This is a genomic window from Alteromonas sp. OM2203, assembly GCF_048517045.1.
GTDB classification, from domain to species: domain Bacteria; phylum Pseudomonadota; class Gammaproteobacteria; order Enterobacterales; family Alteromonadaceae; genus Alteromonas; species Alteromonas gracilis.
Genome location: NZ_CP183209.1, coordinates 474732 through 501563 on the forward strand (window position 1 = coordinate 474732; position 26832 = coordinate 501563).

The following is a 26832-nucleotide window of genomic DNA, read 5'->3' on the forward strand; positions in this document are numbered from 1 at the left end:
TTAAAGTAATACTTTGCGAGCGGTATCGGGTACGTTTGTAAATATCCCTGCTACTCCCCACGCTTTAAGCATTAACATATCTCTTGGCTCATCAACGGTGTAAACAAATACGTCAAAACCCTCTTGCTGCGCTGTTTGCACAAACTCCTTGTCAACGGCATCTAAAGCTATGTTCACGGAATATGCATGTAGAGCGCGTGCACTTGCCGTGCAGTCTAGTTCATAACTGGCAGACAAGGCACCAATCTTTACGTCTGACCAACGTGATGCAATAGCTTGTAACCAGTGATGGTTAAATGAAGAAATAAGTAATTTTTCAGTGTCAATGTCGCTTTGCTGTACAGCAGTTTTAACTTCATGTACCCAGCCATCAACATCCTGTAAGTGCTTTATTTCAATATTGCACCATTTATTAACTGCAACACAGTTAAGGGCTTCCGCAAGGGTTGGAATGCGTTCGCCTTCACCAATATCCATTTTCCTTAGCGTTTCCCACTGCGTGTCCAGCAGATAGCCCGGTTCTCGGGCCCTGCGTGCCAGCGTTCTGTCGTGAAACACCACAATGCCGCTGTCGTGCTGATAGGTATCGAATTCAATGCCGTCTGCATTTTGTTCAAAGGCAAGGTTAAATGCTTTTACTGAGTTTTCAGGTGCCGCCTTACTGGCTCCACGGTGCGCAAAAATTAACATAGGCGAAGAGATCCTTGCGTTAAAAACAGAGCGTTACGAGTCGTTAGCGCTATGCAATTTATGGGTGTTAAGTGTTTCGTAGATTGACGCAGACGTGATCAGTATACCGCCAATTAACGCACTCCAACCGGGCTTTTCATTTAATAAAATAATGGCTAGAAAAACGCCATAAAGCGGCTGCATACAGGCAATAAGAGAAAAGGTTTTCGCTCTAAGATGTCGAAGGCTTGCTGCAATTAATGCATGGGGAAGGGCAGTAAACGCCGTGCCTAATAATAGCAGCATTAACCAAGAATTAGCTGAAGCAGAAGTAATGGCTTCACTGCCGACGGGCAACATTAAAGCACTGATAACTAACGTCTGCCATGCCATAGCCTGTGCGCCACTGTAGTGTTTGAAATGCTTGCGATGAATGAGGTTTCTAAACGAATATAGAATAGCAGAAGCAATGCCAATCAAAACACCCAGTGTCACATCATTCTCAAGGGACGTTTCTGGCACAATAAGGTAAACGCCGACAATGACGGTGAGGGTTGATACGATGTCTTGCCATACCAAACGTACGCGCTCAAAAAAAGGTTCAATAAGTACGGTGATTACCGGAAACGTGAACAGAGCAATCATGCCCACGGACACCCCAGCAAACTGCATCGCAGCAAAATACGTCACCCAGTGCAGTGCCATAAGTACACCTAAACCTAGCGCGACGCCGTAATCTTTTTTCGAATTAAGCTTTATTTTGTTATTTGCCAGCTTTAAAAACGCAAACAGCGCGATGCACGCAAATATTGAACGTACCAGCGTTATATCACTGGCACTTAGAGGCACAACCCTCGAGAAGAGAGCTGTACCACCAAGTAAGATTACGGTGAAATGAAGTGATATCAGGCTTTTTTTAACAGCATCCATAGATTAGCTGTCGGCGCCCTCTGATGGCGTTTCCTTTTTAGCGTCACTGCCTGAGTCGTCTAAAACGGATCCACTATCTTTTGTGTCTAGGGGAGGCTGTTCTGTTACTTCGTCATCGCGTGCTGACGCTTTCAATGCCATAGGCTCACCAAGACGGGTGACCATACCAGAGGCTAGCTCCTCAAAGTCAATCATGTCTTTTTCGAAGCATACCACAATAGTAGACCCTAGTTTGAAGCGACCCAGTTCGGCGCCTTTTTCTAGCTTCACCGCTGCTTCACTATCTTTTTCATACGACCAGTGTTGAACGTTTTTTCCCGCTGGTGGGGTAACAGTACCTGCCCATACAGTCTCAATACTGGCAACAATCGTTGCGCCAACAAGTACCATCGCCATTTTTCCCACAGGCGTATCGAAAAGCGCAACGACACGTTCATTGCGGGCGAACAGGCCGGGAATATTTTGCGCAGTTAGTGGGTTTACCGAGAAGAGTTCACCGGGCACATAAAGCATATCTGTAAGCGTGCCTTCAACAGGCATATGAATTCTGTGATAGTCGCGCGGCGCAAGATAAATGGTCGCGAACTTACCGTTTTTAAATGGCGCTGCAATATCGGGCTTTCCACCTAACAGTGTGGTTAGGCTGAAGTCGTGTCCTTTCGCTTGAAAGATGCTGTCGCTATGAATGTCACCAAACTGGCTCACTGTTCCGTCAACTGCGTGGATGAGTACGTCGTCATTTGCATCAATGCTACGTGCTTCAGGCTTAAGTGGGCGAGTGAAAAACTTATTAAAGCTTCGGTAATGCTCAGGCTCTTCATGCAGAGCTTCTGTCATATCAACGTTATACTGCTTGATAAAAAGCTTAATAAAAAAGGTAGTAACGCTACCCATTTCTGCTTCGGCAAGCTTGCCCACTAGGCGTGAAAGCAAGTGCTTGGGGGTTACATATTGCAAATTAACTTTAAGCCAATCTAACACAAAATATCTCCGTTTCTTTTATGCAGGTAATGTCGCACTGCATAGATAGCGCTATTGTATAGTAAGTCGTAGTATTTAAAGCAACTTTAGGGTTATGAGTGCTTACGCAAAAGCATAAGCACGTGGTTCATAGTGAAAATAGGTTCCACCTTGATTCAGCGAAACCAGACGGATGGCATGCTAAAAGCCGACTACGAGCCTGGAGGCAGACTATGACTAGGCCGCTGCTCTTCCATGGTCGTTAATATTCGGTGATAGCTGTCAAAGCGCTCAGCGCTAATTTTACCGTCTTCAACGGCCTCTCTTAATAGGCAGCCTGGGTCATTCAAGTGCTTACAGTCTCTAAATTTACAGCCGCCTAGGTAATCTCTAAATTCAATAAAGCCCCATGTGATGCGCTCGGTAGGAATATGCCACAAGCCAAATTCCCGCACGCCGGGTGAATCAATTAAATCGCCGCCAGCAGGTAAGTGAAGTAATTTAGCCGCGGTGGTGGTGTGTTGTCCAAGACCAGAGTTATCCGAAATATCACCGGTCAATTCATCGGCGTCTGGTAGAACCTGATTAATAAGGCTCGACTTACCAACCCCCGACTGACCTACAAAAACACTAATGCTATCGTTCAGGTATTCATTAAGTTTGCTGATACCCTCACCGGTTTTACAACTAGTAAATAGCACCTCGTAACCTAGCTTTTCATAAGTTTTGAGCTGTTCATTCACTTCTGCTCGCTCTTCTTCGCTCAGAAGTTCAACTTTATTAAGTACGATTAGTGGCGTGATGCCAATGTCCTCGCACGCCACAAGATAGCGGTCAATAATATTGAGGGAAAGGGTTGGTAAGATTGCGCTCACCACAATGATGCGGTCTATATTCGCCGCTATAGGCTTTATGCCATCATAATAATCGGGGCGAGTAAGAACCGAGTGTCTGTCTTTTACAATTTCAATAACGCCACTTACACCTGACTCGGCATCGTCTCCTTTGCTGAAAAATACTTTATCGCCGCACACCACTGAGTCTACGGTACGTCGAATATGGCATCGAGAAACTGCGCCATCATTATCTTCAACATCTGCATGTTTACCAAAACGGCCAATTACTGTGCCGCTCTCTAACGTGCTTTCATCAAAGCTAGCAGCGCCTTTTGTGCCGCGCTTCTCTTGTAAGCGCTTGCTTCTATTTGCAGCTACTTGTCGTTTCTGTCGTTGTGTAAGTTTTGGTTTTTTCGCCACGATTCTTTTCTAGTTTGACGTATACTATGACAATAATACCGTTTGTAGGGCATGGTTGCCATGCCTGTAGCGCAATGAGGAAAGTAATGAGTAAACACGACAGTAACCTTGTTTGGATAGACATGGAAATGACTGGGTTAGACCCTGAAACGTGTGTGGTGATGGAAATTGCTACCATTGTCACTGATGCGCAGCTAAATATTTTGGCTGAAGGACCAGTGATAGCCGTGCACCAAAGTGATGACGTGCTCGACAACATGGATGAATGGTGTACACGAGTGCATGGTGAAAGCGGGTTAACTGCGCGCTGTCGAGAAAGTAAAATTAGTGTGGAAGAAGCCGCCAAGCAAACAATCGCATTTCTAGAGCAATGGGTTGATGCAGGAAAATCACCTCTTTGCGGTAACACGATAGGTCAGGACAGACGCTTTTTAGTGAAGTATATGCCAGAGCTTGAAGATTATTTCCATTATCGAAGTATCGATGTCAGCACAATAAAAGAGTTAACCCGCCGCTGGAAACCTGAGATTTTAGATGGGTTCGAAAAGAAAGGTGTGCATTTGGCACTCGATGATATTCGCGAGTCTATTGAAGAAATGCGCTATTATCGTGAGAAAGTGTTTACGATTTAAGCATTCAGACCAAGAGGTACAAAAAAAGTAGAATTAAAGGTTGCGTTACCCCAAAATTTTTGTAAAATGCGCACCACTTCAAACGAAGTACCTCTTTTGTTGCGGGAATAGCTCAGTTGGTAGAGCACGACCTTGCCAAGGTCGGGGTCGCGAGTTCGAATCTCGTTTCCCGCTCCAAATTTTAAAGCTGATAGTAAAATTTACTTTCAGTGGGCGTGAAAAGCGCGACCCCATGTGGGCCCGCGACCGAGTGTCGGCCAATTGGCGAATCTCGTTTCCCGCTCCAAATTCACTTACGTTCGGTAAGTATCTAAAAGATGCAAAGCATCGACTCTATGCGGGAATAGCTCAGTTGGTAGAGCACGACCTTGCCAAGGTCGGGGTCGCGAGTTCGAATCTCGTTTCCCGCTCCAAATTTTCAAACATCACGAAAATCTAAACATTTACAGATGTATTGGTGCGACCCCTTGATGGGCCCGCGACCGAGTGTCGGCCATTGCTTCGCAACGAGTTCAAATCTGTTTCCCGCTCCACACTTTCATACCTCATCAATTACATTTGATAATTAACATTATTTTCTACACCAAAGTTATCTGAACTTTCTGTTCGATTAATGCTCAATTGCTACATGCTTTTATGAACGGATGCATTGATGAAAGAGCTAAGGGTTTATAACGTAGAACACCAGGGGCGCTTTTTCACCCAAACAAGTTCACCGAACAATTCTACTCTTCGAGCACTTTTTCTCTCTTTCGTAATCAATGGGTTGCTATTGCTTGCGTTAGCAATAGGTACAAAAACTAAATCTATTAGTCATCAGGGGCCCCAACTACGCATTCTAGAGGCGGTACTACTGCAGCCAAACAAGTTTTTAAAACTAAAAGGTTTCCCTAAAAAGCGTGAAAGTCAGCTTTCGCTAGAGCAAAAGGTGCTCACTAATACAGCAAATGACGTCGATGTGCAGGATGCTGAAAAACCACATAACGCCTCTTCATATAGCGACAAAATAAACGTCAAACCCTTGCACAAAAAAAACGTAGGATCAGAAGTCTCTGAAGAGGCTATGCCGAATATTCTCGAAACTTCAGAAGCTTATATCAATAAACTTAACAGGCAGCGTTTACATGATATTCCTGAGCAACCGCTTAGTAGAAAATTAGGAGGCAGTGAAGTGAACAACTTTCACAATCGTAGAATAGAGGATGATGATTACATGGAAAGCTTAGAAATTGTTGTAGATTGCAGCACTTTAAAAGGAAAGCTATTTAGCGCCCTTAGTAAAAATAAGGGCGTAACAATTGATAATCGTGATTTCCCGCGCTCGCGGCTGACACAACGAGATCAGTTCAGGGAACGGTGAAGTGTCGAGATCACAGAAGTTTTCAAATGCACATTGATAGGTATTTAAACAAACTACAATAGCTGCTTTTTCCAAAACTATACTAAAGTATAAGTTTTTTGTTATATCGCGCTTTAGCACTGATTCTACCTGCACTTACGCACTCTCATGAATCCTTATTCATCCCGGTGCGCACTCATTTGGTGCGCAATCGCCTTGATTTCAGGCCAATTCTCGATAAATCTAAATTTTATTGGCTCTTTTGCACAATAAATGTGCGTTTGGTAGGGGGTTAATAAATCAATTTGAATATTAAATAGATTTTAGTGGGTAAATATGCATAATGCGCCGTTTTTTGGCGGTAAATTAGCTAGCTACTCGCCTTTTGGTAGGCACATAGTTTGCAAACCCACACGGTTTGCTAAGCATAGTGTGGCAACTAAAAAGACTATGTAAAACGCATATCTCAGACATATAAAAAATAACCATCGCTTTTAGACTCCTTAATAAGCGCCAGAAAGAGCGTTCTGGAACGAAAAAGTATATTTGGAGAAACACACATGGCTTTTGATTCATCAAAGCAAAACAAGCTTACTGTACTTGCGTGTGCAGTAGCATCTGCACTGGCATTAAGTGCAACTGCAGTTCAGGCTCAGGAAGAAGCCGCTATTGACGAAAAGGATGTTGAAAAAGTAGTGGTCACAGGCTCTCGTATAGCACGAGATCCTAACCTGGCATCTCCTTCACCTGTTCAGGCTATATCAGAAGAAGATATTCAGCTATCAGGCGAGTTTTCCGTAACTGATGTAATCAACGACATCCCTGCGCTGTTTTCATCAACCACAGCGGAAAGCTCTATCGACTCAGGTTTTGCAGACGGTGCGAATATCCTTAACCTGCGTGGTTTAGGTTCAAACCGTACCTTAACGCTAGTAAATGGTCGTCGTCATGTGGGCGGTGTTGCAGGTTCTGCAGCGGTAGATGTGGGTTCAATCCCCGTAAAACTGATTAAGTCTGTAGAAGTGCTTACCGGTGGTGCGTCTGCCGTTTATGGTGCCGATGCGGTAACTGGTGTAGTTAACTTCATTTTGCAAGATGACTATGAAGGTTTTGAATTTGATGTAAATACGGGCATTTCGTCTGAAGGCGATGGTGAGCAAATTAGTATGTCTGCGTTGTATGGTGAAAACTTTGACAACGACAGAGGTAATTTTGCAATAAATATTGAGTATCAAAACGATGAAGGTGTGCGAGTAAGTGAAAGAGACAATGGTTTGATCATTGGCTCTGCGCGAGATTGGACTAACCCCGCTTTGCGATTCCAACAAGGCGATATTGGTGCTAGTACACCAAACTTGGCGCAATACTATAACTACGACAACACCGGCCTATTCAATTTCGGTTTAAGCATTCCATCTCAGGATGCGTTCATTCAAAACTACGTAGATACTTTTGGAACCCAACCGAATTTAACTTCAGAAGAACTAGCCCTGTTTAACCGCGCGGCGACAGCAAACCCTCGCGCTGTTCTTCCTTATCGCACTTTCCCGTTCACTTCAGGTTATGGCTACATCATACCGGGTAACCCTTATACGTTTGAGGGGTTTGATCCTGCAACTAATATCGACCTTGATGGTAACGGTACGCCAGACTGTCTGGACTCGTTCTCTGGATATAACAGTTCGTTTGGCGCCGCATCATTTGGCGCACTAGGTGGTTGCTGGAACGTGTTAGAAGATGGTTCTTACAGACCTATTCAAGATGGTTTAGTGTCAGGAAACTTTGAAGGCTTTGGCGGTGATTCATTCAACACCATACAGCAACAGCGTGGCTATCTAATTACGCCAAACGACAAAATTGCGTTAAACCTGTTAGGCCATTACGACCTTACTGATACAAGCACCGTGTTTGGTGAGTTTAAGTACGTTGTTCAGACAACAGAAAATGAAAGCCAGCCCTCTTCATACTGGGACCTGTTATTTGGTGCAGCAGATAACCCTTACTTGCCTTCTTTCATTCAGCCGTTAGCGAACGAAATAGGTGGTGTTGCCATTACGGCTGATCCTATTGGCATTGGTCAAGGTAAAATCGAGAACGAGCGTAGAACCCTTCGTGGTGTTATTGGGCTAGAAGGCTTCCTAGAGAACGACTGGCAGTATAACCTTGCGTTAAATTACGGAAGATTCGAGTTTGAGCAAGAAGGTACAGAAAATATTGTTGTAGTAGACCGTTTCTTCTCTGCAATCGACGCGGTAACAGACCCTGCAACGGGAGAGGCAACCTGTCGTGTGAACTTAGACGCAGATACCCCTCAGGTTACCACCGCATTTAATATCCCAGTATATGACCCAGGTTACTTTTCGTTTACTCCAGGTGACGGCAGCTGTGTACCTCTAAATATTTGGGCTGGCGCAGGCGGAATTTCTCAAGAAGCGGTTGATTGGGTAACGCAAGACAGCCGTAGTAAAACTACCATCGAACAGTTCGTGGTGAGTGGTTCACTATCTGGTGATTCATCTGACTACTTTGAGCTTCCGTATGGTCCGATATTCTTTGCTCTAGGTGGGGAGTATAGAAAAGAAAAATCAGAAGCGACCTTCGATAATTGGCAACTTGGTATTATTCCTGAGGGTTCACAGTACCAAGCTGGAACATTTATCTCTGACTATTCGTCTAATAACTCACTGGTATTCCAGCCGTCTATTAAAACGGCAAATGAAACCGGTGACTTTGATGTAAGTGAAGTATTTGTTGAAGTCTCTATTCCTCTAATTGAAGGTGAGATGCTTGCTGAAGAACTTACGTTAGATTTGGCTGCGCGCTATTCTGATTACTCTACTATTGGCGACACAACGACATGGCGTGCAAACTTAATGTATGCGCCTCACGAAGATCTTATGATTCGTTTGTCGCAGTCTCAAGCTGTTCGTGCGCCAAACATTACAGAGCTTTTCGGTCCTGAAGTGGGTACAACATTCCGTCCTACTGACCCGTGTAATGCCAGCGTGATTGCGGGTATCCGCGGTAATGATCCTGCTGCGGCTGATCAGATACAAGCCAACTGTGTAGCAGATTTCCAGTCAATCGGTTACAACCCGTTCAACGACGCAGGTGAGTATGTTTACACTGACCCACTATCTGCTGCATTCCCTGGTGTTACTGGTGGTAACGCAGAATTGCAAGAGGAAACAGCCGACACGACAACAGTGGGCTTCGTATATCAGGCAAGCTGGTTGGAAGGCCTGTCAGTGACCGCTGACTACTGGAGCATCGAAATTGAGTCAGCAATCAGTTCGGTTAGCTCTAATGATATTGTTAATGGATGCTATATCGGTGAAAACTTAAACGAAAATTTCTGCTCTTTGTTTACCCGTAATACCGATGCAAATTCACCACAGTTCGGCGGCCTTAACTTCTTGCGTTCAACACAGGTTAACTTTGCTCGCTTAGAAACATCAGGTGTTGATTTCAGTGTTGGCTATGACTTTGAAATTGATGACCATACGTTTTTAACCAAAATCTCTGGAACCAAGGTGAACGAGATTGACCAGTTTACTAACCCGAATGATCTTACCGAAGTTAACCCAGAGCTTGGTGAAGTAAATCGCCCTGAATGGGCTGGCAACTTTACCGTGACGTGGAAGTGGCAGGATCTGCAAATCGGTTGGCAAACTCAGTACATGGATGAGCAGTTAGTTGCATTTGTTGAAATCGAAGAGTATGAACGCGGTGATTACGATGACTCTGTCGTAATGGATGAATTTTTCCAGCACGATATTAACTTCTCCTATGTACTTACCGACACAGTTAAAATGTACGGTGGTATTAAAAACATTACCAACGAAGAACCTTTCTTGACGAACTTTGCTTATCCGGCGAGTGCCCGTGGAAGGTTTTACTTCATAGGGTTTGACATGCAGCTTAACTAAGCTGTTATCAGTACCGTTAAAGCAGCTCTTATGAGCTGCTTTTTTTACATTTGTCACAAGGTAAATTAATTTTTATCAAAAAGGTTATTGCAACAGAAGTAACATGCGATTATTTTGTTAATCTTCAAGCTGGTCAAACCAGATGCATATGCACTAGAGAATTGTTCTAGAAAAGCGCATGAGTTTATTGGCCACTGTTCTCACCATACATGAAGTGGCAAGATAACAATGTCAAAGAATTACGTACTCAATACCTACAACAAATTTCTAAAACTGCCCTTTGGCAAAAAGCTTTTTAGCTGGTACTCAGCGCGCAGAGCGCCATATTTTTCAACTGTTTCTCCACTTATTACAGACATTAAACCAAATTACTGTGAAGTACTCATCAAAAAACGCAAAGGGGTAGAAAATCATATAGGCACGGTTCACGTTATTGCTATTTGCAACGGGTTAGAAATGGCCATGGGGTTCATGTGCGAAGCCTCAATTCCCAAGAACCTCAGGTGGATCCCCAAAGGTATGGAAGTGAGATATCCAGCAAAAGCAGACTCTGATATTCGCTGCGTTGCTGAAGTGCCTGCGGATGCTTGGAAACCGGGTGATCTACCTATTGCAGTAAAAGCGTACAACGCGTCAGGTACTGTGGTTGTCGATGGCACGATTACCGTTTGGGTAAGTGAAAAGCGCGAATAGGTTTTAAACTCTTACAAGGGCCGCATTTGCGGCCCTTTTTTATAATGACTCAAAGGGAATTATTAAGTTTTTACGACAGGACGTTTAGAGTTTGACAGGAAAACGAAACCCAACTAAGAATATTGGTGTAAAAGATTAAGGCGCTAAATCGGTAGTTTATTTCATCCAACTATTTTTGTGGCAATGTTCTGAGCAATCATTTCGGGTTTCCACGATTAAAGAGGTTAAGATGTCTGTGATCACAAAAGAGCAAGTTACCAGAAAACCCTTTGCAGATAAGAAACACTATCCTTATGGTTTCGCCCGCTCTGGCGACTTTTCCATAAATGAAAGTAAACTGCTTCAAACCTACGGAAGCTTGTTTGCGGCACTGGTGGATGGAAAGATAACGCCAGAGAACGATGAAGAACAAGCGTACTTGGAGTCGGCACTGGGACATCGCGAGCCCGGCACTCCACAAGAAAAAGCGTGGTTAAAATACCAAGCGCGTATTAACAGACCGAAGACGGCGAGTATATATGGTTCTAAAAAGCCTGCTGTCGACGATGTTGATGACGATGACATAAGCGATAACAGCGACCTTGATATCGACCTTGATGATTAAGTGGTTGTGTTTATTCATTCCAACCGTCTACACAGAAAAATAAGAAGCCTAGTTTTTTCTTTTGGTGTTAATTTTGTGTAAATATATATCCTACTTTTCGTGAAAATATCCATAGCATCGAAATATTTATCCTAATTATTGTGATTATTGGGATATATATCTCACTTTTGCTGAATTTAGTGTTTTATCTTCCTATTACCTTAGTTATAGTCGGGGCATCGTCAACGTACGCTGACAAACCCCCCAACCCATTACAGGAGAAAGCACTGTGAAAATGATGTCGGGCGCAGCCATGGTGGTTGAAGCGCTAAAAGATGTAGGAGTGACACACGTGTTCGGTTACCCAGGCGGTGCCGTACTAGACATTTATGATGCGTTATTTGCGCAAGATGATGTCAAACACGTCCTCGTACGTCATGAACAGGCAGCCGCCCACATGGCGGATGGTTACGCACGTTCAACTGGCAAAACCGGCACAGTGCTCGTCACATCAGGTCCAGGCGCAACGAATACCATCACCGGTATTGCAACCGCATACATGGACTCTATTCCGATGGTTATTCTATCGGGGCAGGTGCCTTCAAAGCACATTGGTGAAGACGCATTCCAAGAAACTGATATGGTAGGGTGCTCACGCCCTATCGTTAAACACAGCTTTTTGGTAAAGCGCGCGGTGGATATTCCAGAAGCGATTGCTAAAGCTTACTATATCGCTAACACAGGGCGTCCAGGCCCAGTGGTAGTCGACTTGCCAAAAGATATTGTGAATGTGGCCGAAGAGCACCCGTATGTGTTCCCAACAGACGTGACAATGCGCTCTTATAACCCAACTGAAAAAGGCCATCCTAAGCAGGTTAAAAAAGCGGTTGAGTCGTTACTTAAAGCGGAGCGCCCTGTACTGTATGTTGGCGGTGGAGCAGTAGCCTGCGATGCGTCAGCAAAAGTTATTGAGTTAGCTGAGAAGTTAAACGCCCCTGTTACCTGCACATTGATGGGCCTTGGCGCCATGCCTGGCACACATAAGCAGTTTATCGGCATGCTAGGTATGCACGGTACGCTTGAAGCGAACAAAACCATGCATAATGCCGATTGTATTATTGCATTAGGTGCACGTTTTGATGATCGTGTTACCAATAATGTAGATAAATTCTGCCCTCATGCAGATATTATCCACGTTGATATCGACCCTGCCTCAATCTCTAAAACTGTCAACGCGCATATACCAGTGGTAGGCTCGGTTGATAAGGTTCTTGACCAGATTCTCAGTCAGGTAAATAAAAAAGATTTATCAGGTCAAAGCGAAAAGCTGGCCGACTGGTGGCAGCAAATTGAGACCTGGCGTTCTCGTCAGTGCTTAAATTACAACCAAGGTGAAGAGGTAATTAAACCTCAGCGCGTTATCGAAGCCTTGTATAAGCATACAGACGGTAAAGCTTATGTAAGCTCTGACGTGGGTCAGCACCAGATGTTTGCTGCGCTTTATTACCCTTACGATAAGCCGCGTCAGTGGATTAACTCAGGTGGCTTAGGCACCATGGGCTTTGGTTTACCGGCTGCAATGGGCGTTCAGTTCGCGCATCCGACTTCAACGTCTGTAGTAGTCACAGGTGATGGCAGTATTCAAATGAATATACAAGAGTTATCTACCTGTTTGCAGTATAACTTGCCCATCAAGATCATCTCATTGAACAACCGCGCTCTAGGTATGGTGAGACAATGGCAGGATATGATTTACAAAGGGCGCCATTCACATTCATATATGGATTCAATGCCTGACTTTGTGAAGTTGGCAGAAGCTTACGGACATGTGGGCATTAAAGTAGACAAGCTCGATGAGCTAGACGCAGCAATGGAGAAATGTTTCAGCTACACAGATCGCTTAGTGTTTATGGACATAGCAGTAGACCAAAACGAACACGTATATCCAATGCAAATTAAGTTTGGCGCAATGGATGACATGCGCTTAAGCAAGACGGAGCGAACCTGATGAAACGTATTATCTCAGTATTAATGGAAAACGCCCCTGGCGCACTATCTCGTATCGTTGGTGTATTTTCACAACGTGGGTACAACGTCGACTCACTGTGTGTAGCACCAACCGACGATGCGAGTCTTTCGCGTCTTACGATCATCACTCATGGCGATGATAAAGTTATCGAGCAGATTACTAAGCAAGTAAATAAGCTTATTGACGTGCTTAAAGTGGTGGACCTAACTGAAGGTACACACATTGAACGTGAGCTGATGCTTATTAAGGTTGCAACGCGTACTGAGTCAGTACGTGCTGAAGTTAAGCGAAACGCAGATATCTTCCGTGCGCGTATTGTGGATGTGAACGTAAACAATTACACCATTGAAATTACAGGTACCACAGATAAGCTCGATGCATTTGCTACAACGATGGGTCAATGTGCGGAGATTATCGAGTCGTCGCGCACTGGTGTATGTGGTCTTGCACGTGGTGATAGGGCACTTCGTCCATAGGGGCTTCCTTACCAAGTACGAATGATGAGAAAGGCTGTTTCATAAACAGCCTTTTTTATTTGCATGATATTAAAGAATTTCGCTATAACAAGGTTATAAAATCAAGGGGCAGCTGGCTAACGCTCTAATTTAATTGCTGTTCCCATAATAGGCCTCTACCCGCAGTGCTGCCCCATATGAGGTTTTAAAATCTTCTTCGCGTAGCCACAATACGAAAGGTTCCACTTCAAAAAATAGCCAATCGCGAAGCGTGTTATTTCTCCATCTGAAACCAGCATAGACTTCTTCTACTCGATAATTAGGCTGACTTAACCCTTCCACCATTATGTGAGGAATAATTGCGTTATGCTTATCTACTGAAAACAAATGATGGACTTCGTGTCGCCACAGCCAATCATCAGTTTCATCGCGAAAGTAAAACCGATTGTTTTGCCGCACTAAGTGTTTTTTGTTTATTTCGTATTGGAATGCTGCGCCGAATTCAGCCCCTAGGCGGTCGCGGGTGTAGTAGTAAAGTTCTGCGTCATAAAGCATGGCCCATTGTTTAGAAAAAGCGAAAGCATCTCTGTATCTGGCCATACCGTAGAGCTGATCGCGGCGGCCTGCGCCAATTCGAAACGAGTAGTGAGAGTCTTGGTCGGGGCGAAAGCGAAGGGCGATTGTCGTTCTATCTCTATTATTATTCCCCGTTTCTCGGGCTGCACGGATGGTATTGGTTTGTGTCTCGTCTTCGTTGTCGCTCAACAGTAAATCGACGCGCTCCTTTAATGCCGGTAGTCGCACACGAATGCGAAAGCGTAAATCTGTGTCTGACAGCATTCCACTTCTTGGCTCCCACGCTAACTGAACTCGACCCTCGGCTCTAGCCTCTTTTCTCTTTGAAGCGCCAAGTGCGTCAGAATTTTCAAACAAGCCATCAATCTGCTTTACGGTGAAGTCCATGGTGTCTGTGAAACTGCGCTGCCAAATGTCAAACCATGCTTCGTCGTGTTCAAGTGGTGAAGCATGCAATACGCTATCCTCATCAAGGTTCTGAAAGGCTGCATTCTGAGGAGGCGCATCAACATGGCTATAGGCTTCATGCACACTGGTCGCATTTGCAGTGGCTTTCACCGTACTGTCGGTAGGAACGGTAGTGAAAGGGGCAGTAAGCATCAAATGGCAATAGACCACAGTAAGACAAAGCATTGCTCACTAACTCCTTGTAAAAATTAGAATAGTTGAATGTTTTACTATTCGTGTTCAGTATACACAGAGCATGAATTGTCGTAGACAAAACGTCAATCTTTATTCATCGGCGTAAATATTCAGGTGAAAGCATTGGCGTGCAGTGGCATACTGTATCAATCGTTGTTAGGGAGATAAATTATATGGGTGGTATTAGTATTTGGCAGTTGCTGATCATACTGGTTATCGTAGTGCTTTTGTTTGGTACAAAGCGACTAAAAGGCATTGGTACTGATCTAGGCGGCGCAATCAAAGGTTTCAAAAAAGCGGTCAGCGAAGAAGAGAAAGACGCGGACTTTGAGCAAAAGAAGCAAGTTGAAGAAAAGTCAGCCTCAGAGCCTGTTACAACGCAGACAAAGAGCGACGTTAAAGAAAAATCCTAATGTTTGATATTGGCTTTTGGGAGCTATTGGTTGTTGGCGTGTTGGCCCTTCTTATTTTGGGGCCAGAGAGACTGCCGGGTGCCATGCGCTCTACTATCAATACAATTCGTAGTGTACGAAATGTTGCAACAGGCTTTAAGCAAGAAGTTGAGCATCAGCTGCGCGTGCATGAACTGCATGAAAACTTGAAAAAAGCCGAGCAACAAGGGCTTAAAGATCTTTCACCTGAACTTGAACAAAGTGTCGATGAGCTTAAAAAAGCTGCAGAGTCGGTTCAAGAACCTTACAAAAAGCAATAGATGTCTGACGCTAACAACCTAATTTCTCATTTAATTGAACTGCGCAGTCGTATTCTCAAAGCGCTTTTGAGTGTACTCATTGTGTTTCTTTGTCTAGCTGCTTTTGCGCAAGATCTGTATCAGATTTTAGCTATGCCGCTGCTTGAGGCGCTGCCCGAAAATTCGAGTATGATTGCAACCGACGTTGCGTCTCCTTTCTTCGCACCTTTCAAACTTACGTTGGTTTTGTCATTTTTCATTGCCATACCCTACGTTCTCTATCAGGTGTGGGGGTTTGTAGCACCCGGTCTATATCGAAACGAGAAACGCCTAGTAGCGCCGTTACTACTTTCAAGTACATTACTTTTCTACGCAGGTATGGCTTTTGCGTATTTCGTAGTATTCCCCATCGCGTTTGCATTTTTTACCAGTGTCGCGCCCGAAGGAGTTACAGTAAGTACAGACATCTCCAGCTATTTAAACTTCGTATTGAAACTGTTTTTCGCATTTGGGGTCTCATTCGAGATACCAATCGCTATTATTTTAATGTGTTGGACTGGGGTCACCGACGCTAAATCACTGCGTGCTAAACGTCCGTATGTAGTGGTAGGGGCTTTTGTGGTTGGCATGTTGCTTACTCCACCAGATATTATCTCTCAAACGCTGCTAGCCATTCCAATGTGGTTACTGTTTGAGGTTGGCGTTATTGTAGGTGGGTTCTATGCAGGTAAGAAACCCAGCGATGAGACGCCTTCTGAAACCACTGACAACACATAAAAGTTATAAAAAGAAAGGAATAAAAATGAAAACTCGACTGCTTTCTGTTGCCACTTTGCTATGTGCTTTTAGCGCGTTTAACGTATCGGCCGAATCGATAGGCGATGCTATGGAGAAATGCCGGAATACAGATAACAGCTTAAAGCGTTTGATGTGTTATGACAAAGTGGCTAAATCATTGAACCAGTACGATGGTGTTGATGCGCAAGTTAATCAGCTTCAAGCGTATAAAGGGGCTAATGGCAATGTCGCGAGTTCTCGCCCAGTGCCATCGACGCAAATGCCAAGCGCGCCAGCTAAACCGAAAAGTGAATTTGGTTTAGAGCATAAACGCGATTTAACAAAAGAAGCGTCTGAGATAGCGGTAACCATCGATTCATTTAAGAAAAACCTCCGCGATAAGTACGTCATTACTTTCAGTGATGGTTCTCAATGGCAGCAGACTGATGATACCTACATGAAGCTTGAGGAAGGTCAGGTGGTTTCTATTGAACGCGGTCTATTAGGTGCTTTCTTCCTGAGTGTAGAAGACCTAAATAAACGTATGAAAGTGAAGCGCGTTAAGTAAATGTCTTGGTTTGATGGTGGCGTCAATTTGCTAGACAGGCGATTTGACGCTGACGAGGTTATTCAGCGTGCTAAGGATGCTGGTGTCGATAAGCTGTGCATTATAACTACCCATCCAAAAGAGTGGGAGAGCGCTATTGCGCTTTACAACCAATATCCGAATGAGTGCTGTTATACCATTGGCGTGCACCCTCATAACGCTAAAGACGTGTCCGAGAAAGACTACCCTCTTTTACGCGAACTAGCGCAGCAAGAAGGGTGCGTTGCTATAGGTGAGTGTGGACTGGATTTTAATCGAAACTTTTCACCCCAGTCCTTACAGCGTGATGTCTTCGAAGAGCAATTAAAAATAGCCGCCGATGTCAATTTACCTGTGTATTTGCACGAAAGGGACGCGTTCAGTGAGCAGTTGTCACTTTTAAATCGGTACATGCCGAATATAAAAGGCGGTATCGCACACTGCTTCACCGGCAGCACTGAACAATTAAAGCAATACTTAGCTTTGGGCCTTTATATTGGCGTTACCGGCTGGGTATGTGATGAAAAGCGCGGTGAAGAACTGCGGGGCGCGGTAAAGCATATACCTTTGAACCGTCTTGTTTTAGAAACTGACGCACCATACCTTTTTCCAAAAACTTTACGACCAAGAAAACGCAACAATGAGCCAGCGTTTCTACCCCATATAGGTCAACAATTAGCAGAATATCTGCAGGTAGACACTGAAAAGTTACGTATTAGCAGTTATGCTAATACTTGTGAGTTGTTTTCTCTCAGTTAACCCTAGGTTCATATGCAAACAAATCTTAAAGCCATGCGCAAATATGATGCGGGTCTCATATTTGTAACAATCGTTGCTGCTGTTGGCTTTATTTCTGTTCTACTAAGCCTTTCCCCAATAACAAATACTAATTCAAAGTACTCGCAACTAAGTTACCTCAAAGAGACGGAAGGTGAGGCGTTAAATTTCAGAACTGTAACCCAGAAATCATTAGATGAGTGGCAGTCGGTCTCGTCGCCCATTAATTTGGGAATGGATACAAAAGTGCACTGGTTTTCCATGATAGTGTCACCGACACAAAGTACGGGAAGTCGCTACTTGCTGCACATCGATTATCCGTTGATAGATCATCTCGATGTTGCCGTGTTTGGTCAGTTGGGTAGCTCGCCGGTGGTGACTTATGCTAGCGGGGATGCTGAACCGTTTGATAACCGACCTGTTTTACACGTTAAGCCACTGTTTCCGCTTCCCGAGAGTGCGCAATCGCAGCGGGTTATTATTCGGGTTCAAACTTCAGGCACTATTCGTTTGCCCATTAGGATATGGGAAGAAGCTGAGTTCATTTCATTTACTTCAAGTAGAAATCTTGCACTGGGTATTTTCTTTGGAATTTTGGTTGCAATGGGTGTTAGTAACGCCTTTCTTACGGTAACAACAAGCAACGTATCCTTTTTGTTCTACTCGGGCTACATCGTTAACTTAGCGCTAATACTGGCTACGCTTCACGGTTATGGGTTTGCATATTTGTGGTCAGGCAGTGCCCTGTTTCAATCGAAAGCTATTTTATTGTTCTCAAACGCCACTATTATGTTTGCCATGCTGTTTACTCGAAGTCTTTTGCCGATAAGCGTTTACAGTGGCAAAGTTGATAAGATAGTAAAAGCACTGAGCTGGGTTTATGGCATAAGTATAGTAACCAGCTTCTTTCTTCCTTATTCTTTAATGATAAAAGCCTTCTTACTATTACTTAGCTTTACTGTCATATTTATCATGTGGTTAGGCATTTGGTTAGCGTTGAAAGGCGTAGTTGTGGCACGTTATTTTACGATTGCGTGGGGTTTTTTATTAGTGAGCGGCTTAAGTGCAAGCCTCGACAATGTGAACCTCATTCAGCTCCCTATATCGTCTAACAACTTGCTGATTATCGGTGGTGCAGTAGAAACACTGATCTTGGCACTTATACTTGCTATTAACTATAGCCACAGCCGCGATGACTTGGTCGATGCGCAGCAATTTGCTCTTGAACAGGAAAAGCACGCCAATAGCGCCAAAGAAAACCTGATTGAAGCGCAAAAACGCCATCAAGAGGATCTCGAATATAAGGTTGAAGAGCGCACGTTAGAATTAGAGGTCACGCTACGTGAACTGTCTGAAGCTAATAATGAGCTTGAAAGGCTTAATGCTATTGACCCACTAACGGGGGCACATAATCGCAGGCATTTTGATAAACGACTACGTTCGGAAGGGCGGCGAAGCCGTCGTGAGCAAACCCCACTTTCCCTTATTATTATTGACGTCGATCACTTCAAAAGTATAAACGATAGATATGGGCATGACGGTGGCGATGAGTGTCTCAAACACGTTACACGAGTGTTTCAAAATCACATCCATCGTCCAACAGATGACTTGTGTCGCATTGGGGGTGAAGAATTTGCGGTTATACTGCCTAATACCGGTATAGAGGGCGCGCTACACGTGGCTGAAAGTATGCGACGGGGCCTTGAATCTTCGCCTCTTGTGTACGGGAATGAGAGCATTCAATTAACGGCAAGTGCGGGCCTGTCGACCACTGTTATCGTGGATGAAGACCATGCACAGCGCTTGTTTAAGTTTGCCGATGAGCTTTTATATGAGGCGAAATCAGCAGGGCGCAATCGAGTAGAATATAAAACATTACAGGAAAAACTATGACATCTTCTTCTTTTCCCCACCGCAGAATGCGTAGACTTCGTGCAAAAGATGCATTGCGTGGGCTGGTTGCAGAGCATCGCTTAACCACAGACGACCTTATTTACCCTGTATTTGTATTACCAGGAAGTCAAAATCGAGAGGCGGTACCTTCAATGCCAGGCGTCGAGCGACTGTCTATTGATCTTCTTGTTGAAGAAGCGGCTAACTGGATAAAGCTGGGAATAAAAACACTTGCGCTATTTCCTGTAACGCCAATGACGCTTAAAACAGAATGCGCCAGTGAAGCATTTAATCCTGAAGGGCTGGCGCAACAAGCAATGAGGGCGCTCAAAAAGGCATTTCCAGATGTTATGCTAATGTCAGATATCGCCTTGGATCCGTTTACATCCCATGGTCAAGACGGGCTTTTGGACGAAAGTGGCTATGTGATGAATGATGAAACCGTTGATGTGTTAATCAAACAGGCGCTATCACACGCTGAAGCTGGAGCTGATATTGTGGCACCGTCAGATATGATGGACGGTCGTATTGGAAGTATACGAAAAGCACTTGAAGAGGCGGGGCATCTTAATACCTGTATTATGGCTTACTCGGCTAAATATGCATCAGCGTATTATGGCCCGTTTAGAGACGCCGTCGGCTCTGCGGCCAACATAAAAGGCGGCAATAAAAAAACATATCAAATGGACCCTGCCAATACTGATGAAGCGCTGCACGAAATTGCGCTAGACATTGAGGAAGGTGCAGACATGGTAATGGTAAAACCAGGCATGCCGTATCTTGACGTAGTTCGCCGGTGCAAAGATGAGTTTAAAGTACCGACCTTCGCTTATCAGGTTAGCGGCGAGTACGCTATGCATCAAGCTGCATTTGCTAACGGCTGGTTAAACGAAGAGGCTGTGGTGCTTGAGTCGTTACTTGCGTTTAAGCGAGCTGGCGCAGACGGTATTTTAACCTACTTTGCACCCAGAGCAGCGCAACTGCTTGCTAAATAATACGAGATATTTTTAAAGTACGATATCAAAGATAGAAAAGGCGTGCATGGCACGCCTTTTTTATGCTTTCTTCTTGTCACTAAAGCTATAGTGATTACTTACAAACTAGCTCAAAGCCAGCTTTGTGCTGAAGCCAACACTCATTCGCTAACTCTGCATTAATTAACGGGTGCGCCTTAAGCCAACCTTCGGGGAATGTTAGTGTCCACTTACTATCTTCACATGCCAGACTTACTTCTGGAATATGCTTGTTTTGACGTCGTAAACACAACACAACTGCGATGCGTAAAACCCGCAGCAGCCCTTTCAACATAGGTCGGTAATCTTCGTGGTACTTATCAAAAGCCTCGACACCCATTGTCAGGCGATGCTGAGCAACTAAATCTCTTATGGCGGCTCGTTGAAGTCGCGTAAAACCGGGCAAGTCAATGTAAGTAAGTATATACTCACCGTGCTCATGATGACGCTTATATTCGATGTGAAGGCCTATCTCGTGAAGCTGAGCGGCAGCCCCTAAAATAGTCTCTGTATCTAAATGGCAGATATTTTGTTGAGCACATAGCTGGTGACACAAGTTAATAGCAACATGCCGTACCGAATCCGCATGGCTTTTGTCGATGTGATAGCGCTGCTTAGTTTGATTAATGGTTTGCTGACGACGATCGTTCTCGGTCACGTTGTCTAGCATGCCATAAATAAGCCCTTCACGAAGCGCGCCACCAGAAATATTCATGTGTTCAATATGTAACGCTTCAAATAAGCTAATAAGGATAGCAAGCCCTGATGGAAAAATAGCTTTTCTGCTGTCTTCAAGACCGTCAATATTAAGTGACTTAATATCACCACAATCGATGCATTGCTTCTCTAGGTGATAGAGGTAGTCTAAGCGAATAGCGTCGCTGATACCCTGAGCCACTAAAATTTCAGTGATTGCTTGAGGCGTACCTGACGCGCCGAGGCAGTTCTCCCAATCGAAACACAAAAACGCATCAGACACGTGCGCTATCAATGCATGTGCGGCAGATTTAGCGTTTTCAAAGCACTCTTTTGATATCTCACCGCCGGTGAAATAGCGCTCCATGAACGTCACGCATCCCATATCCAAACTTTTCAGGTGGATAGGCTGCATGTCGTTACCAATAATAATTTCAGTGCTGGCGCCACCAATATCAATAACCAAGCTATTTCCTTGGTTCGCTGAAGTATAAGCTACGCCAAGATAAATTTGTCGGGCTTCTTCCTCACCACTTATTACTTCTAGCTTATGGTTTAGAATTTCTTCCGCTTTGGTAATAAATAAATGGGCATTAGTGGCAAGCCTCAATGTAGCGGTTGCCACTATTTTGATATTTGAAGGGGGGATGTCTTGCAGGCGTTCCGAAAATACCTGCAGGCACTGCCAGCCGCGTTCCATGCTAACGTCATCAAGTGCTAAATCATTGTCTAACCCCGCAGCTAGACGCACCTTCTGTTTAATCTTCCCTATTATTTGCACACTACCATTAACGACATGAACAATAACCATGTGAAAACTGTTAGAGCCTAAGTCTACGGCTGCATAATACTCACCGTAGGTTTGTGCATTGTGCTGGAGTTCTGCCTGCATAATATCTCGATTCTAATTAAATACCTTTATACCTTATGATTGCGCTCTGTTATTACGCCCTATTGTTTCGATTTTGGGGCTTTCCACGGCCTCGAGTATTTCCGCGACGCGATGTATTACGATTACTTGGTGCACGTCTTCTACGCGGTTTGGGCGGCGTAATATCTTCAAGAAGCGCACTGCGATCATAATCAGTCACAGGTATAGTCTGGTTAATGTATTGTTCAATTGCAGGTAAATTAAGCGCATATTTTTCGCAAGCAAAACTAATTGCGATACCGCTTTGTCCCGCACGCCCTGTACGACCTATACGGTGTACATAATCTTCGGCATCATCCGGAAGATCGTAGTTAAAAACATGGGTAACGGCGTCGATGTGAAGACCTCTAGCCGCAACATCTGTCGCAACCAAAATATCCAGGTTACCCTTAGTGAAGTCTTCAAGTATTCCCAAGCGTTTCTTCTGCGGAACATCACCGCTGAGTAAGCCCACGCGGTGGCCATCAGCAGTTAACCAGTCAGTGACTTTTTCGCAGCTGCTCTTAGTGTTGGCAAAGACAATCGCTTTTTCTGGCCACTCTTCTTCGATAAGAGTGAGAAGCAGCAACATTTTGTCATCGTCAGAAGGGTAGAACAATTCTTGCGATACACGGGTAGCGGTGGTTTGTTCGGGTGCCACTTGAACGTGAGTTGGATTATTCATGTGTTCATAAGCCAGCTCTTGCACGCGATAGCTAAGGGTAGCTGAAAACAGCATACTTAAGCGTTCGCTCGCAGGTGGCATACGACGGAATAAGAAACGAATATCTTTGATAAAACCTAAATCGAACATTCGATCGGCTTCATCTAGCACGGCAACCTGAATATTTTTCAGTGTAAACACGTTCTGTTTATAATAATCCAGAATGCGTCCTGTCGTGCCGATAATAATATCCACCCCTTCTTCCAAAGTTTCACGTTGACTTTGGTAACCTTCGCCCCCATAAATCAAACCAAGCGACAATCCGGTGTGCTCACTAAGGAGCTTGGCGTCGTTATAAATTTGAACGGCGAGTTCTCTGGTTGGCGCCATAATGATAGCGCGCGGGCCATTTGATTTGCTGTTGTCTTCATTTTCTGCTTTGCTTAGCAAATAGTGAAATGTAGCCACCAAAAAGGCAATAGTTTTACCGGTTCCTGTTTGAGCCTGACCTGCAATGTCGTGTCCTTCTAATAATGGAGGCAGTGCAAGTGCTTGAATTGGTGTACAATGTGAAAAATTAGCTGCCGTTAAGGCGTCAACAACCTTGCCGTTAATCGGCAGGTCGGAAAAATGAGTATCAGTTAAGTGAGTAGGCATAGCTTATAGCTTATCAGTGCTTGCATTAAAAAACAGTTTCTATATAACACTTATGGTCGGGCTGAGACAAATCAGCGACAGACCAATAATGGAGAAAAGAATGAGCGACAAAATTATCCAGTTATCTGACGATAAATTCGAAGCAGATGTTATCAATGCTGAAGGTCCTGTACTGGTTGACTTCTGGGCCGAATGGTGTGGCCCGTGTAAAATGATCGCACCAATCTTAGAAGAAGTTGCGAACGAGTTTGAAGGCAAGTTAACAGTTGGCAAGTTGAATGTCGATGAAAATAACGAAACTCCACCTAAATATGGTATTCGTGGTATTCCTACATTGCTTCTTTTCAAAAATGGTAACGTTGCTGCAACGAAAGTTGGTGCCTTATCAAAAGCACAATTAACAGAGTTTCTTAACGAAAATCTTTAATTGAAAATAATAAAAAACCGGTGCTAATAAGTGCCGGTTTTTATTCAAGTCACAGGTCCCAAAGCTCCATTCTAGGAGAAAGAGTTGCAATTTATTTAACATTTCGGTAGTAAAACGCTGGACGTTGTCTAAATATAGTGCTAACTTTTCTTCAGCGCTCATCCGAGCAGCATTCTGCTTACGCCCATATCCGGGTGATATCAAATCTAAACTAGAACAGAGTGACAATAAGTCCTGTAAGCGAAGTTCAAGCACAAAGACCCACCAGTATGAATTTAACTGAATTAAAGAACAAACCAATAAGCGAGTTGGTTAACCTGGCCGAGGAAATGGGCCTGGAAAACATGGCACGCGCCAGAAAACAAGACATCATTTTCTCGATCTTAAAGACGCACGCAAAAAGCGGTGAAGACATCTTTGGGGACGGGGTACTAGAAATTTTACAGGACGGTTTCGGCTTTCTACGCTCAGCTGATTCATCGTATCTAGCAGGTCCTGACGACATCTACGTGTCGCCAAGCCAAATCCGACGCTTTAACCTGCGCACCGGTGATACGATTGCAGGAAAAATACGTCCTCCTAAAGACAGTGAACGTTACTTCGCCCTTTTAAAAATCCGTGAAGTAAACTTCGACAAACCTGAAAACTCTCGTAATAAAATCCTCTTTGAAAACCTTACTCCTCTACATGCTGCAGATCGTTTGCGTATGGAGCGTGGTAACGGTTCAACAGAAGATATTACAGCGCGTGTTCTTGACTTGGCGTCTCCAATCGGTAAAGGCCAGCGCGGACTTATCGTTGCACCACCTAAAGCAGGTAAGACCCTTTTACTGCAGAACATTGCACAATCGATTGCGGCGAATCACCCAGACTGTGAGCTGATGGTATTGCTTATTGACGAGCGTCCTGAAGAAGTTACCGAGATGCATCGCCTTGTTCAAGGTGAAGTGGTTGCATCAACGTTTGATGAACCAGCGAGCCGTCACGTACAAGTTGCCGAAATGGTTATTGAAAAGGCGAAGCGCTTAGTTGAGCACAAGAAGGACGTAGTTATTCTTCTTGACTCGATTACCCGTTTAGCGCGTGCATATAACACGGTTATTCCTTCGTCAGGTAAAGTACTTACCGGTGGTGTTGATGCAAATGCCCTTCACAAGCCTAAGCGCTTCTTCGGTGCTGCACGTAACGTTGAAGAAGGCGGAAGCTTAACGATTATCGCTACAGCGCTTATCGATACCGGCTCTAAAATGGATGAAGTTATCTACGAAGAGTTCAAAGGTACAGGTAACATGGAACTACACCTGAACCGCAAGATTGCGGAAAAGCGTGTCTTCCCAGCTATCGACTTCAACCGCTCTGGTACGCGTCGTGAGGAGTTACTTACCACCCAAGACGAGCTTCAGAAAATGTGGATCCTACGCAAAATTGTTCATGAAATGTCAGAGATTGACGCCATGGACTTCCTCATTAGCAAACTGTCAATGACAAAAACTAATAATGAGTTTTTCGATGCTATGCGTAGACAAAAGAGCTAAGCAATTAATTGATAATTAAGTAGAAGGCGCCAACAGGCGCCTTTTTTATTGATCGATTTCAAAGAACCTCATTAATTATACTTTCGGCTAATATCTTCAATCTATTGAATCGGGTAGTTTCAACGCTCTATTTGTCCCAACAATAATAATTTCAGTGGTGTCTTCTTTCTGTAGATGAATTACTCTGTCTAAAAACACCAAAGGAAATAACTATGCATCGAAAATTGTTGTCACTTGCTTTTGTTGGGTTGGTTTGTGCGTCTGCGAACGCAACCAGCCAAATTAATGTTGATGAGCTGGCCGATAAAGTAGAGCCTGACGTTATCAAATGGCGTCATCACTTCCATGAATTTCCAGAGCTATCAAATCGAGAATTCAAAACCGCAGAGTATGTTGCTAACTATCTTAAAAGTTTGGGGTTAGATGTACAAACGGGCGTAGCTAAAACAGGCGTTGTAGCCATTTTAGACTCTGGAAATCCAGGCCCCGTTGTTGCCCTTCGTGCCGATATGGACGGGCTTCCAGTTAAAGAACAAAATGATTTAAGTTACCGTTCTACCCAAGTGGGTGAATATAACGGCAAAGAGGTCCCAGTGATGCACGCTTGTGGTCACGATACACACATGGCCATGCTAATGGGGGCAGCAAAAATACTCACTGACATGAAAGGTGAGTTAAAAGGTAAAGTGAAATTTATATTCCAGCCAGCCGAAGAAGGTGCGCCAGCAGGGGAAAAGGGTGGCGCTGAAGTGATGGTCGCCGAAGGGGTGCTTAAAAATCCAGACGTTGATGCTATCTTTGGTCTTCACATTAATGCCAATACCGACGTGGGTAAAGTTCGTTACAACGCGGGTGGTACTATGGCGGCGGTTGATCCGTTTAAAATTGTGATACACGGTAAACAAGCGCACGGTGCTTATCCATGGAAGAGTGTGGACCCGGTAGTGACTGCCGCGCAAATGATCATGTCAATTCAAACCATTGTAAGCCGTGAGCTAAAACTCATTGATGACGCCGCTGTAGTTTCTATAGGCTCTATTCATGGCGGTAACCGCTCAAACATTATTCCCAATGAAGTAGAAATGGTCGGGACAATACGAACGCTTAACAAGGCAGCCCGAGAACACATCTATGAATCGCTTCCTCGTAAAGTAAAAGCGATAGCAGAGAGTATGGGGGCTGAGGCAGAACTTACTTTGCCGTTAGACTATTCTTATCCCATCACTTATAACGACCCAGAATTGACGCAGGCAATGTTACCAACAATGCAGCGCACCGCTGGTGCAGAAAATACCTTACTTTCTAAGCCCGTTACAGGCGCAGAGGACTTTTCTTTCTTTCAAGAACAAGTACCCGGCTTGTACGTGTGGGTAGGGGGGAAGCCTCTCGATGTATCTGAGAAAGACAGCCCTGCACACCATACCCCAGAGTTTTATGTCGATGATGCGGGAATGAAGTTAGGCGTTAAGCTACTAACCAATTTTACGTTAGACTACATGGCTCAACACTGAGT

The 26832-nt window shown here is 44.3% G+C and carries 24 protein-coding genes and 2 tRNA genes; 19 read left to right on the forward strand and 7 right to left on the reverse strand.

Translation table 11 applies throughout. The features are described 5' to 3' along the window. The 4 genes from ACM0P2_RS02090 to rsgA form a co-directional block, all read right to left on the reverse strand. The gene (locus ACM0P2_RS02090; protein WP_419227205.1) at positions 1-690 is read right to left on the reverse strand and encodes a glycerophosphodiester phosphodiesterase; all 690 of its coding nucleotides are present in this window, start codon (positions 688-690) and stop codon (positions 1-3) included. 33 nt (positions 691-723) lie between these two features. Then, positions 724-1599: a DMT family transporter gene (locus ACM0P2_RS02095; protein WP_419227206.1), complete on the reverse strand. Its 876-nt coding sequence runs from the start codon at positions 1597-1599 to the stop codon at positions 724-726. Between the two features lie 3 nt (positions 1600-1602). Beyond that, positions 1603-2580 (reverse strand): archaetidylserine decarboxylase, encoded by a 978-nt coding sequence (gene asd, locus ACM0P2_RS02100; protein WP_419227207.1) that lies wholly within the window; start codon positions 2578-2580, stop codon positions 1603-1605. A gap of 191 nt (positions 2581-2771) precedes the next feature. Next, a complete protein-coding gene (gene rsgA, locus ACM0P2_RS02105) occupies positions 2772-3815 on the reverse strand; it encodes a small ribosomal subunit biogenesis GTPase RsgA (protein WP_159119700.1) in 1044 nt (347 codons plus the stop codon). An 86-nt stretch (positions 3816-3901) separates the two neighbouring features. On the opposite strand from rsgA, the gene orn reads away from it, so the two are divergent. From orn to ilvN, 9 genes are all read left to right on the forward strand, one after another. Further along, positions 3902-4447: an oligoribonuclease gene (orn, locus tag ACM0P2_RS02110; protein WP_105930503.1), complete on the forward strand. Its 546-nt coding sequence runs from the start codon at positions 3902-3904 to the stop codon at positions 4445-4447. Between the two features lie 101 nt (positions 4448-4548). Then, positions 4549-4624 (forward strand) — tRNA-Gly (locus ACM0P2_RS02115). Between the two features lie 160 nt (positions 4625-4784). Then, a tRNA-Gly gene (locus ACM0P2_RS02120) sits at positions 4785-4860 on the forward strand. A gap of 239 nt (positions 4861-5099) precedes the next feature. Continuing rightward, the gene (locus ACM0P2_RS02125) at positions 5100-5807 is read left to right on the forward strand and encodes a hypothetical protein (RefSeq protein WP_419227208.1); all 708 of its coding nucleotides are present in this window, start codon (positions 5100-5102) and stop codon (positions 5805-5807) included. A gap of 539 nt (positions 5808-6346) precedes the next feature. Continuing rightward, on the forward strand, positions 6347-9715 hold the full coding sequence (locus ACM0P2_RS02130; RefSeq protein ID WP_419227209.1) for a TonB-dependent receptor domain-containing protein: 3369 nt from the start codon (positions 6347-6349) through the stop codon (positions 9713-9715). A gap of 228 nt (positions 9716-9943) precedes the next feature. After that, positions 9944-10408: a hotdog fold domain-containing protein gene (locus ACM0P2_RS02135; RefSeq protein ID WP_419227210.1), complete on the forward strand. Its 465-nt coding sequence runs from the start codon at positions 9944-9946 to the stop codon at positions 10406-10408. Positions 10409-10637: 229 nt separating this feature from the next. Continuing rightward, positions 10638-11012, forward strand: a complete 375-nt coding sequence (gene maoP, locus ACM0P2_RS02140) for a DUF413 domain-containing protein (RefSeq protein WP_173360165.1) — start codon at positions 10638-10640, stop codon at positions 11010-11012. A gap of 268 nt (positions 11013-11280) precedes the next feature. After that, positions 11281-12999, forward strand: a complete 1719-nt coding sequence (locus ACM0P2_RS02145; RefSeq protein WP_159119706.1) for an acetolactate synthase 3 large subunit — start codon at positions 11281-11283, stop codon at positions 12997-12999. Then, positions 12999-13496, forward strand: a complete 498-nt coding sequence (ilvN, locus tag ACM0P2_RS02150; RefSeq protein ID WP_105930498.1) for an acetolactate synthase small subunit — start codon at positions 12999-13001, stop codon at positions 13494-13496. Before ACM0P2_RS02145 ends, ilvN begins: the two co-directional genes overlap by 1 nt. 129 nt (positions 13497-13625) lie before the next feature. Here the strand turns inward: ilvN and ACM0P2_RS02155 are convergent, their stop codons facing one another. Continuing rightward, positions 13626-14684, reverse strand: coding sequence for a hypothetical protein (locus tag ACM0P2_RS02155; RefSeq protein WP_419227211.1), 1059 nt, complete (start codon positions 14682-14684; stop codon positions 13626-13628). A 182-nt stretch (positions 14685-14866) separates the two neighbouring features. Between ACM0P2_RS02155 and tatA the strand changes: the two genes are divergently transcribed. From tatA to hemB, 7 genes are read left to right on the forward strand one after another with little or no spacing between them, the layout of a single operon-like run. Continuing rightward, positions 14867-15106 carry a Sec-independent protein translocase subunit TatA gene (gene tatA / locus ACM0P2_RS02160; protein WP_120963418.1) on the forward strand — a complete coding sequence of 80 codons (240 nt, stop codon included), beginning with the start codon at positions 14867-14869 and terminating at the stop codon, positions 15104-15106. Further along, positions 15106-15405: a Sec-independent protein translocase protein TatB gene (gene tatB, locus ACM0P2_RS02165; protein WP_012517066.1), complete on the forward strand. Its 300-nt coding sequence runs from the start codon at positions 15106-15108 to the stop codon at positions 15403-15405. Before tatA ends, tatB begins: the two co-directional genes overlap by 1 nt. Then, entirely contained in the window at positions 15406-16161 is a 756-nt protein-coding gene (gene tatC / locus ACM0P2_RS02170; protein WP_105930492.1) for a twin-arginine translocase subunit TatC, read from the forward strand. It abuts the gene before it with no gap. A gap of 25 nt (positions 16162-16186) precedes the next feature. Further along, positions 16187-16729 carry a hypothetical protein gene (locus ACM0P2_RS02175; protein ID WP_419227212.1) on the forward strand — a complete coding sequence of 181 codons (543 nt, stop codon included), beginning with the start codon at positions 16187-16189 and terminating at the stop codon, positions 16727-16729. Continuing rightward, the gene (locus tag ACM0P2_RS02180; RefSeq protein ID WP_419227213.1) at positions 16730-17506 is read left to right on the forward strand and encodes a TatD family hydrolase; all 777 of its coding nucleotides are present in this window, start codon (positions 16730-16732) and stop codon (positions 17504-17506) included. It begins immediately after the preceding gene. A 12-nt stretch (positions 17507-17518) separates the two neighbouring features. Beyond that, positions 17519-19417: a sensor domain-containing diguanylate cyclase gene (locus ACM0P2_RS02185; protein WP_159119710.1), complete on the forward strand. Its 1899-nt coding sequence runs from the start codon at positions 17519-17521 to the stop codon at positions 19415-19417. After that, the gene (gene hemB / locus ACM0P2_RS02190) at positions 19414-20412 is read left to right on the forward strand and encodes a porphobilinogen synthase (RefSeq protein ID WP_159119711.1); all 999 of its coding nucleotides are present in this window, start codon (positions 19414-19416) and stop codon (positions 20410-20412) included. Before ACM0P2_RS02185 ends, hemB begins: the two co-directional genes overlap by 4 nt. 94 nt (positions 20413-20506) lie before the next feature. Here hemB and ACM0P2_RS02195 read toward each other — a convergent pair whose 3' ends face one another. Both ACM0P2_RS02195 and rhlB read right to left on the reverse strand, forming a co-directional pair. Beyond that, on the reverse strand, positions 20507-22018 hold the full coding sequence (locus tag ACM0P2_RS02195) for a guanosine-5'-triphosphate,3'-diphosphate pyrophosphatase (RefSeq protein ID WP_159119712.1): 1512 nt from the start codon (positions 22016-22018) through the stop codon (positions 20507-20509). Positions 22019-22070: 52 nt separating this feature from the next. Continuing rightward, complete coding sequence (gene rhlB / locus ACM0P2_RS02200; RefSeq protein ID WP_419227214.1) at positions 22071-23357, reverse strand: ATP-dependent RNA helicase RhlB; 1287 nt, start codon at positions 23355-23357, stop codon at positions 22071-22073. Between the two features lie 100 nt (positions 23358-23457). Here rhlB and trxA point away from each other — a divergent pair, with 100 nt between their 5' ends. The 3 genes from trxA to ACM0P2_RS02215 all read left to right on the forward strand — a co-directional run bounded on the left by trxA (position 23458) and on the right by ACM0P2_RS02215 (position 26830). Next, positions 23458-23784: a thioredoxin TrxA gene (gene trxA / locus ACM0P2_RS02205; RefSeq protein ID WP_044055842.1), complete on the forward strand. Its 327-nt coding sequence runs from the start codon at positions 23458-23460 to the stop codon at positions 23782-23784. Positions 23785-24053: 269 nt separating this feature from the next. Beyond that, complete coding sequence (rho, locus tag ACM0P2_RS02210) at positions 24054-25319, forward strand: transcription termination factor Rho (RefSeq protein ID WP_105930485.1); 1266 nt, start codon at positions 24054-24056, stop codon at positions 25317-25319. Positions 25320-25531: 212 nt separating this feature from the next. Then, positions 25532-26830, forward strand: coding sequence for an amidohydrolase (locus ACM0P2_RS02215; protein WP_120963412.1), 1299 nt, complete (start codon positions 25532-25534; stop codon positions 26828-26830). Positions 26831-26832: the final 2 nt, after the last annotated feature.

Coding starts and splice junctions, on each gene's coding strand:
- ACM0P2_RS02090 (WP_419227205.1), bottom strand. CDS start 690: ATGTTAATTTTTGCGCACCGTGGAGCCAGTAAGGCGGCACCTGAAAAC.
- ACM0P2_RS02095 (WP_419227206.1), bottom strand. CDS start 1,599: ATGGATGCTGTTAAAAAAAGCCTGATATCACTTCATTTCACCGTAATC.
- orn (WP_105930503.1), top strand. CDS start 3,902: ATGAGTAAACACGACAGTAACCTTGTTTGGATAGACATGGAAATGACT.
- ACM0P2_RS02125 (WP_419227208.1), top strand. CDS start 5,100: ATGAAAGAGCTAAGGGTTTATAACGTAGAACACCAGGGGCGCTTTTTC.
- ACM0P2_RS02130 (WP_419227209.1), top strand. CDS start 6,347: ATGGCTTTTGATTCATCAAAGCAAAACAAGCTTACTGTACTTGCGTGT.
- ACM0P2_RS02135 (WP_419227210.1), top strand. CDS start 9,944: ATGTCAAAGAATTACGTACTCAATACCTACAACAAATTTCTAAAACTG.
- maoP (WP_173360165.1), top strand. CDS start 10,638: ATGTCTGTGATCACAAAAGAGCAAGTTACCAGAAAACCCTTTGCAGAT.
- ilvN (WP_105930498.1), top strand. CDS start 12,999: ATGAAACGTATTATCTCAGTATTAATGGAAAACGCCCCTGGCGCACTA.
- ACM0P2_RS02155 (WP_419227211.1), bottom strand. CDS start 14,684: ATGCTTTGTCTTACTGTGGTCTATTGCCATTTGATGCTTACTGCCCCT.
- tatA (WP_120963418.1), top strand. CDS start 14,867: ATGGGTGGTATTAGTATTTGGCAGTTGCTGATCATACTGGTTATCGTA.
- tatB (WP_012517066.1), top strand. CDS start 15,106: ATGTTTGATATTGGCTTTTGGGAGCTATTGGTTGTTGGCGTGTTGGCC.
- tatC (WP_105930492.1), top strand. CDS start 15,406: ATGTCTGACGCTAACAACCTAATTTCTCATTTAATTGAACTGCGCAGT.
- ACM0P2_RS02175 (WP_419227212.1), top strand. CDS start 16,187: ATGAAAACTCGACTGCTTTCTGTTGCCACTTTGCTATGTGCTTTTAGC.
- ACM0P2_RS02180 (WP_419227213.1), top strand. CDS start 16,730: ATGTCTTGGTTTGATGGTGGCGTCAATTTGCTAGACAGGCGATTTGAC.
- ACM0P2_RS02185 (WP_159119710.1), top strand. CDS start 17,519: ATGCAAACAAATCTTAAAGCCATGCGCAAATATGATGCGGGTCTCATA.
- hemB (WP_159119711.1), top strand. CDS start 19,414: ATGACATCTTCTTCTTTTCCCCACCGCAGAATGCGTAGACTTCGTGCA.
- ACM0P2_RS02195 (WP_159119712.1), bottom strand. CDS start 22,018: ATGCAGGCAGAACTCCAGCACAATGCACAAACCTACGGTGAGTATTAT.
- rhlB (WP_419227214.1), bottom strand. CDS start 23,357: ATGCCTACTCACTTAACTGATACTCATTTTTCCGACCTGCCGATTAAC.
- trxA (WP_044055842.1), top strand. CDS start 23,458: ATGAGCGACAAAATTATCCAGTTATCTGACGATAAATTCGAAGCAGAT.
- rho (WP_105930485.1), top strand. CDS start 24,054: ATGAATTTAACTGAATTAAAGAACAAACCAATAAGCGAGTTGGTTAAC.
- ACM0P2_RS02215 (WP_120963412.1), top strand. CDS start 25,532: ATGCATCGAAAATTGTTGTCACTTGCTTTTGTTGGGTTGGTTTGTGCG.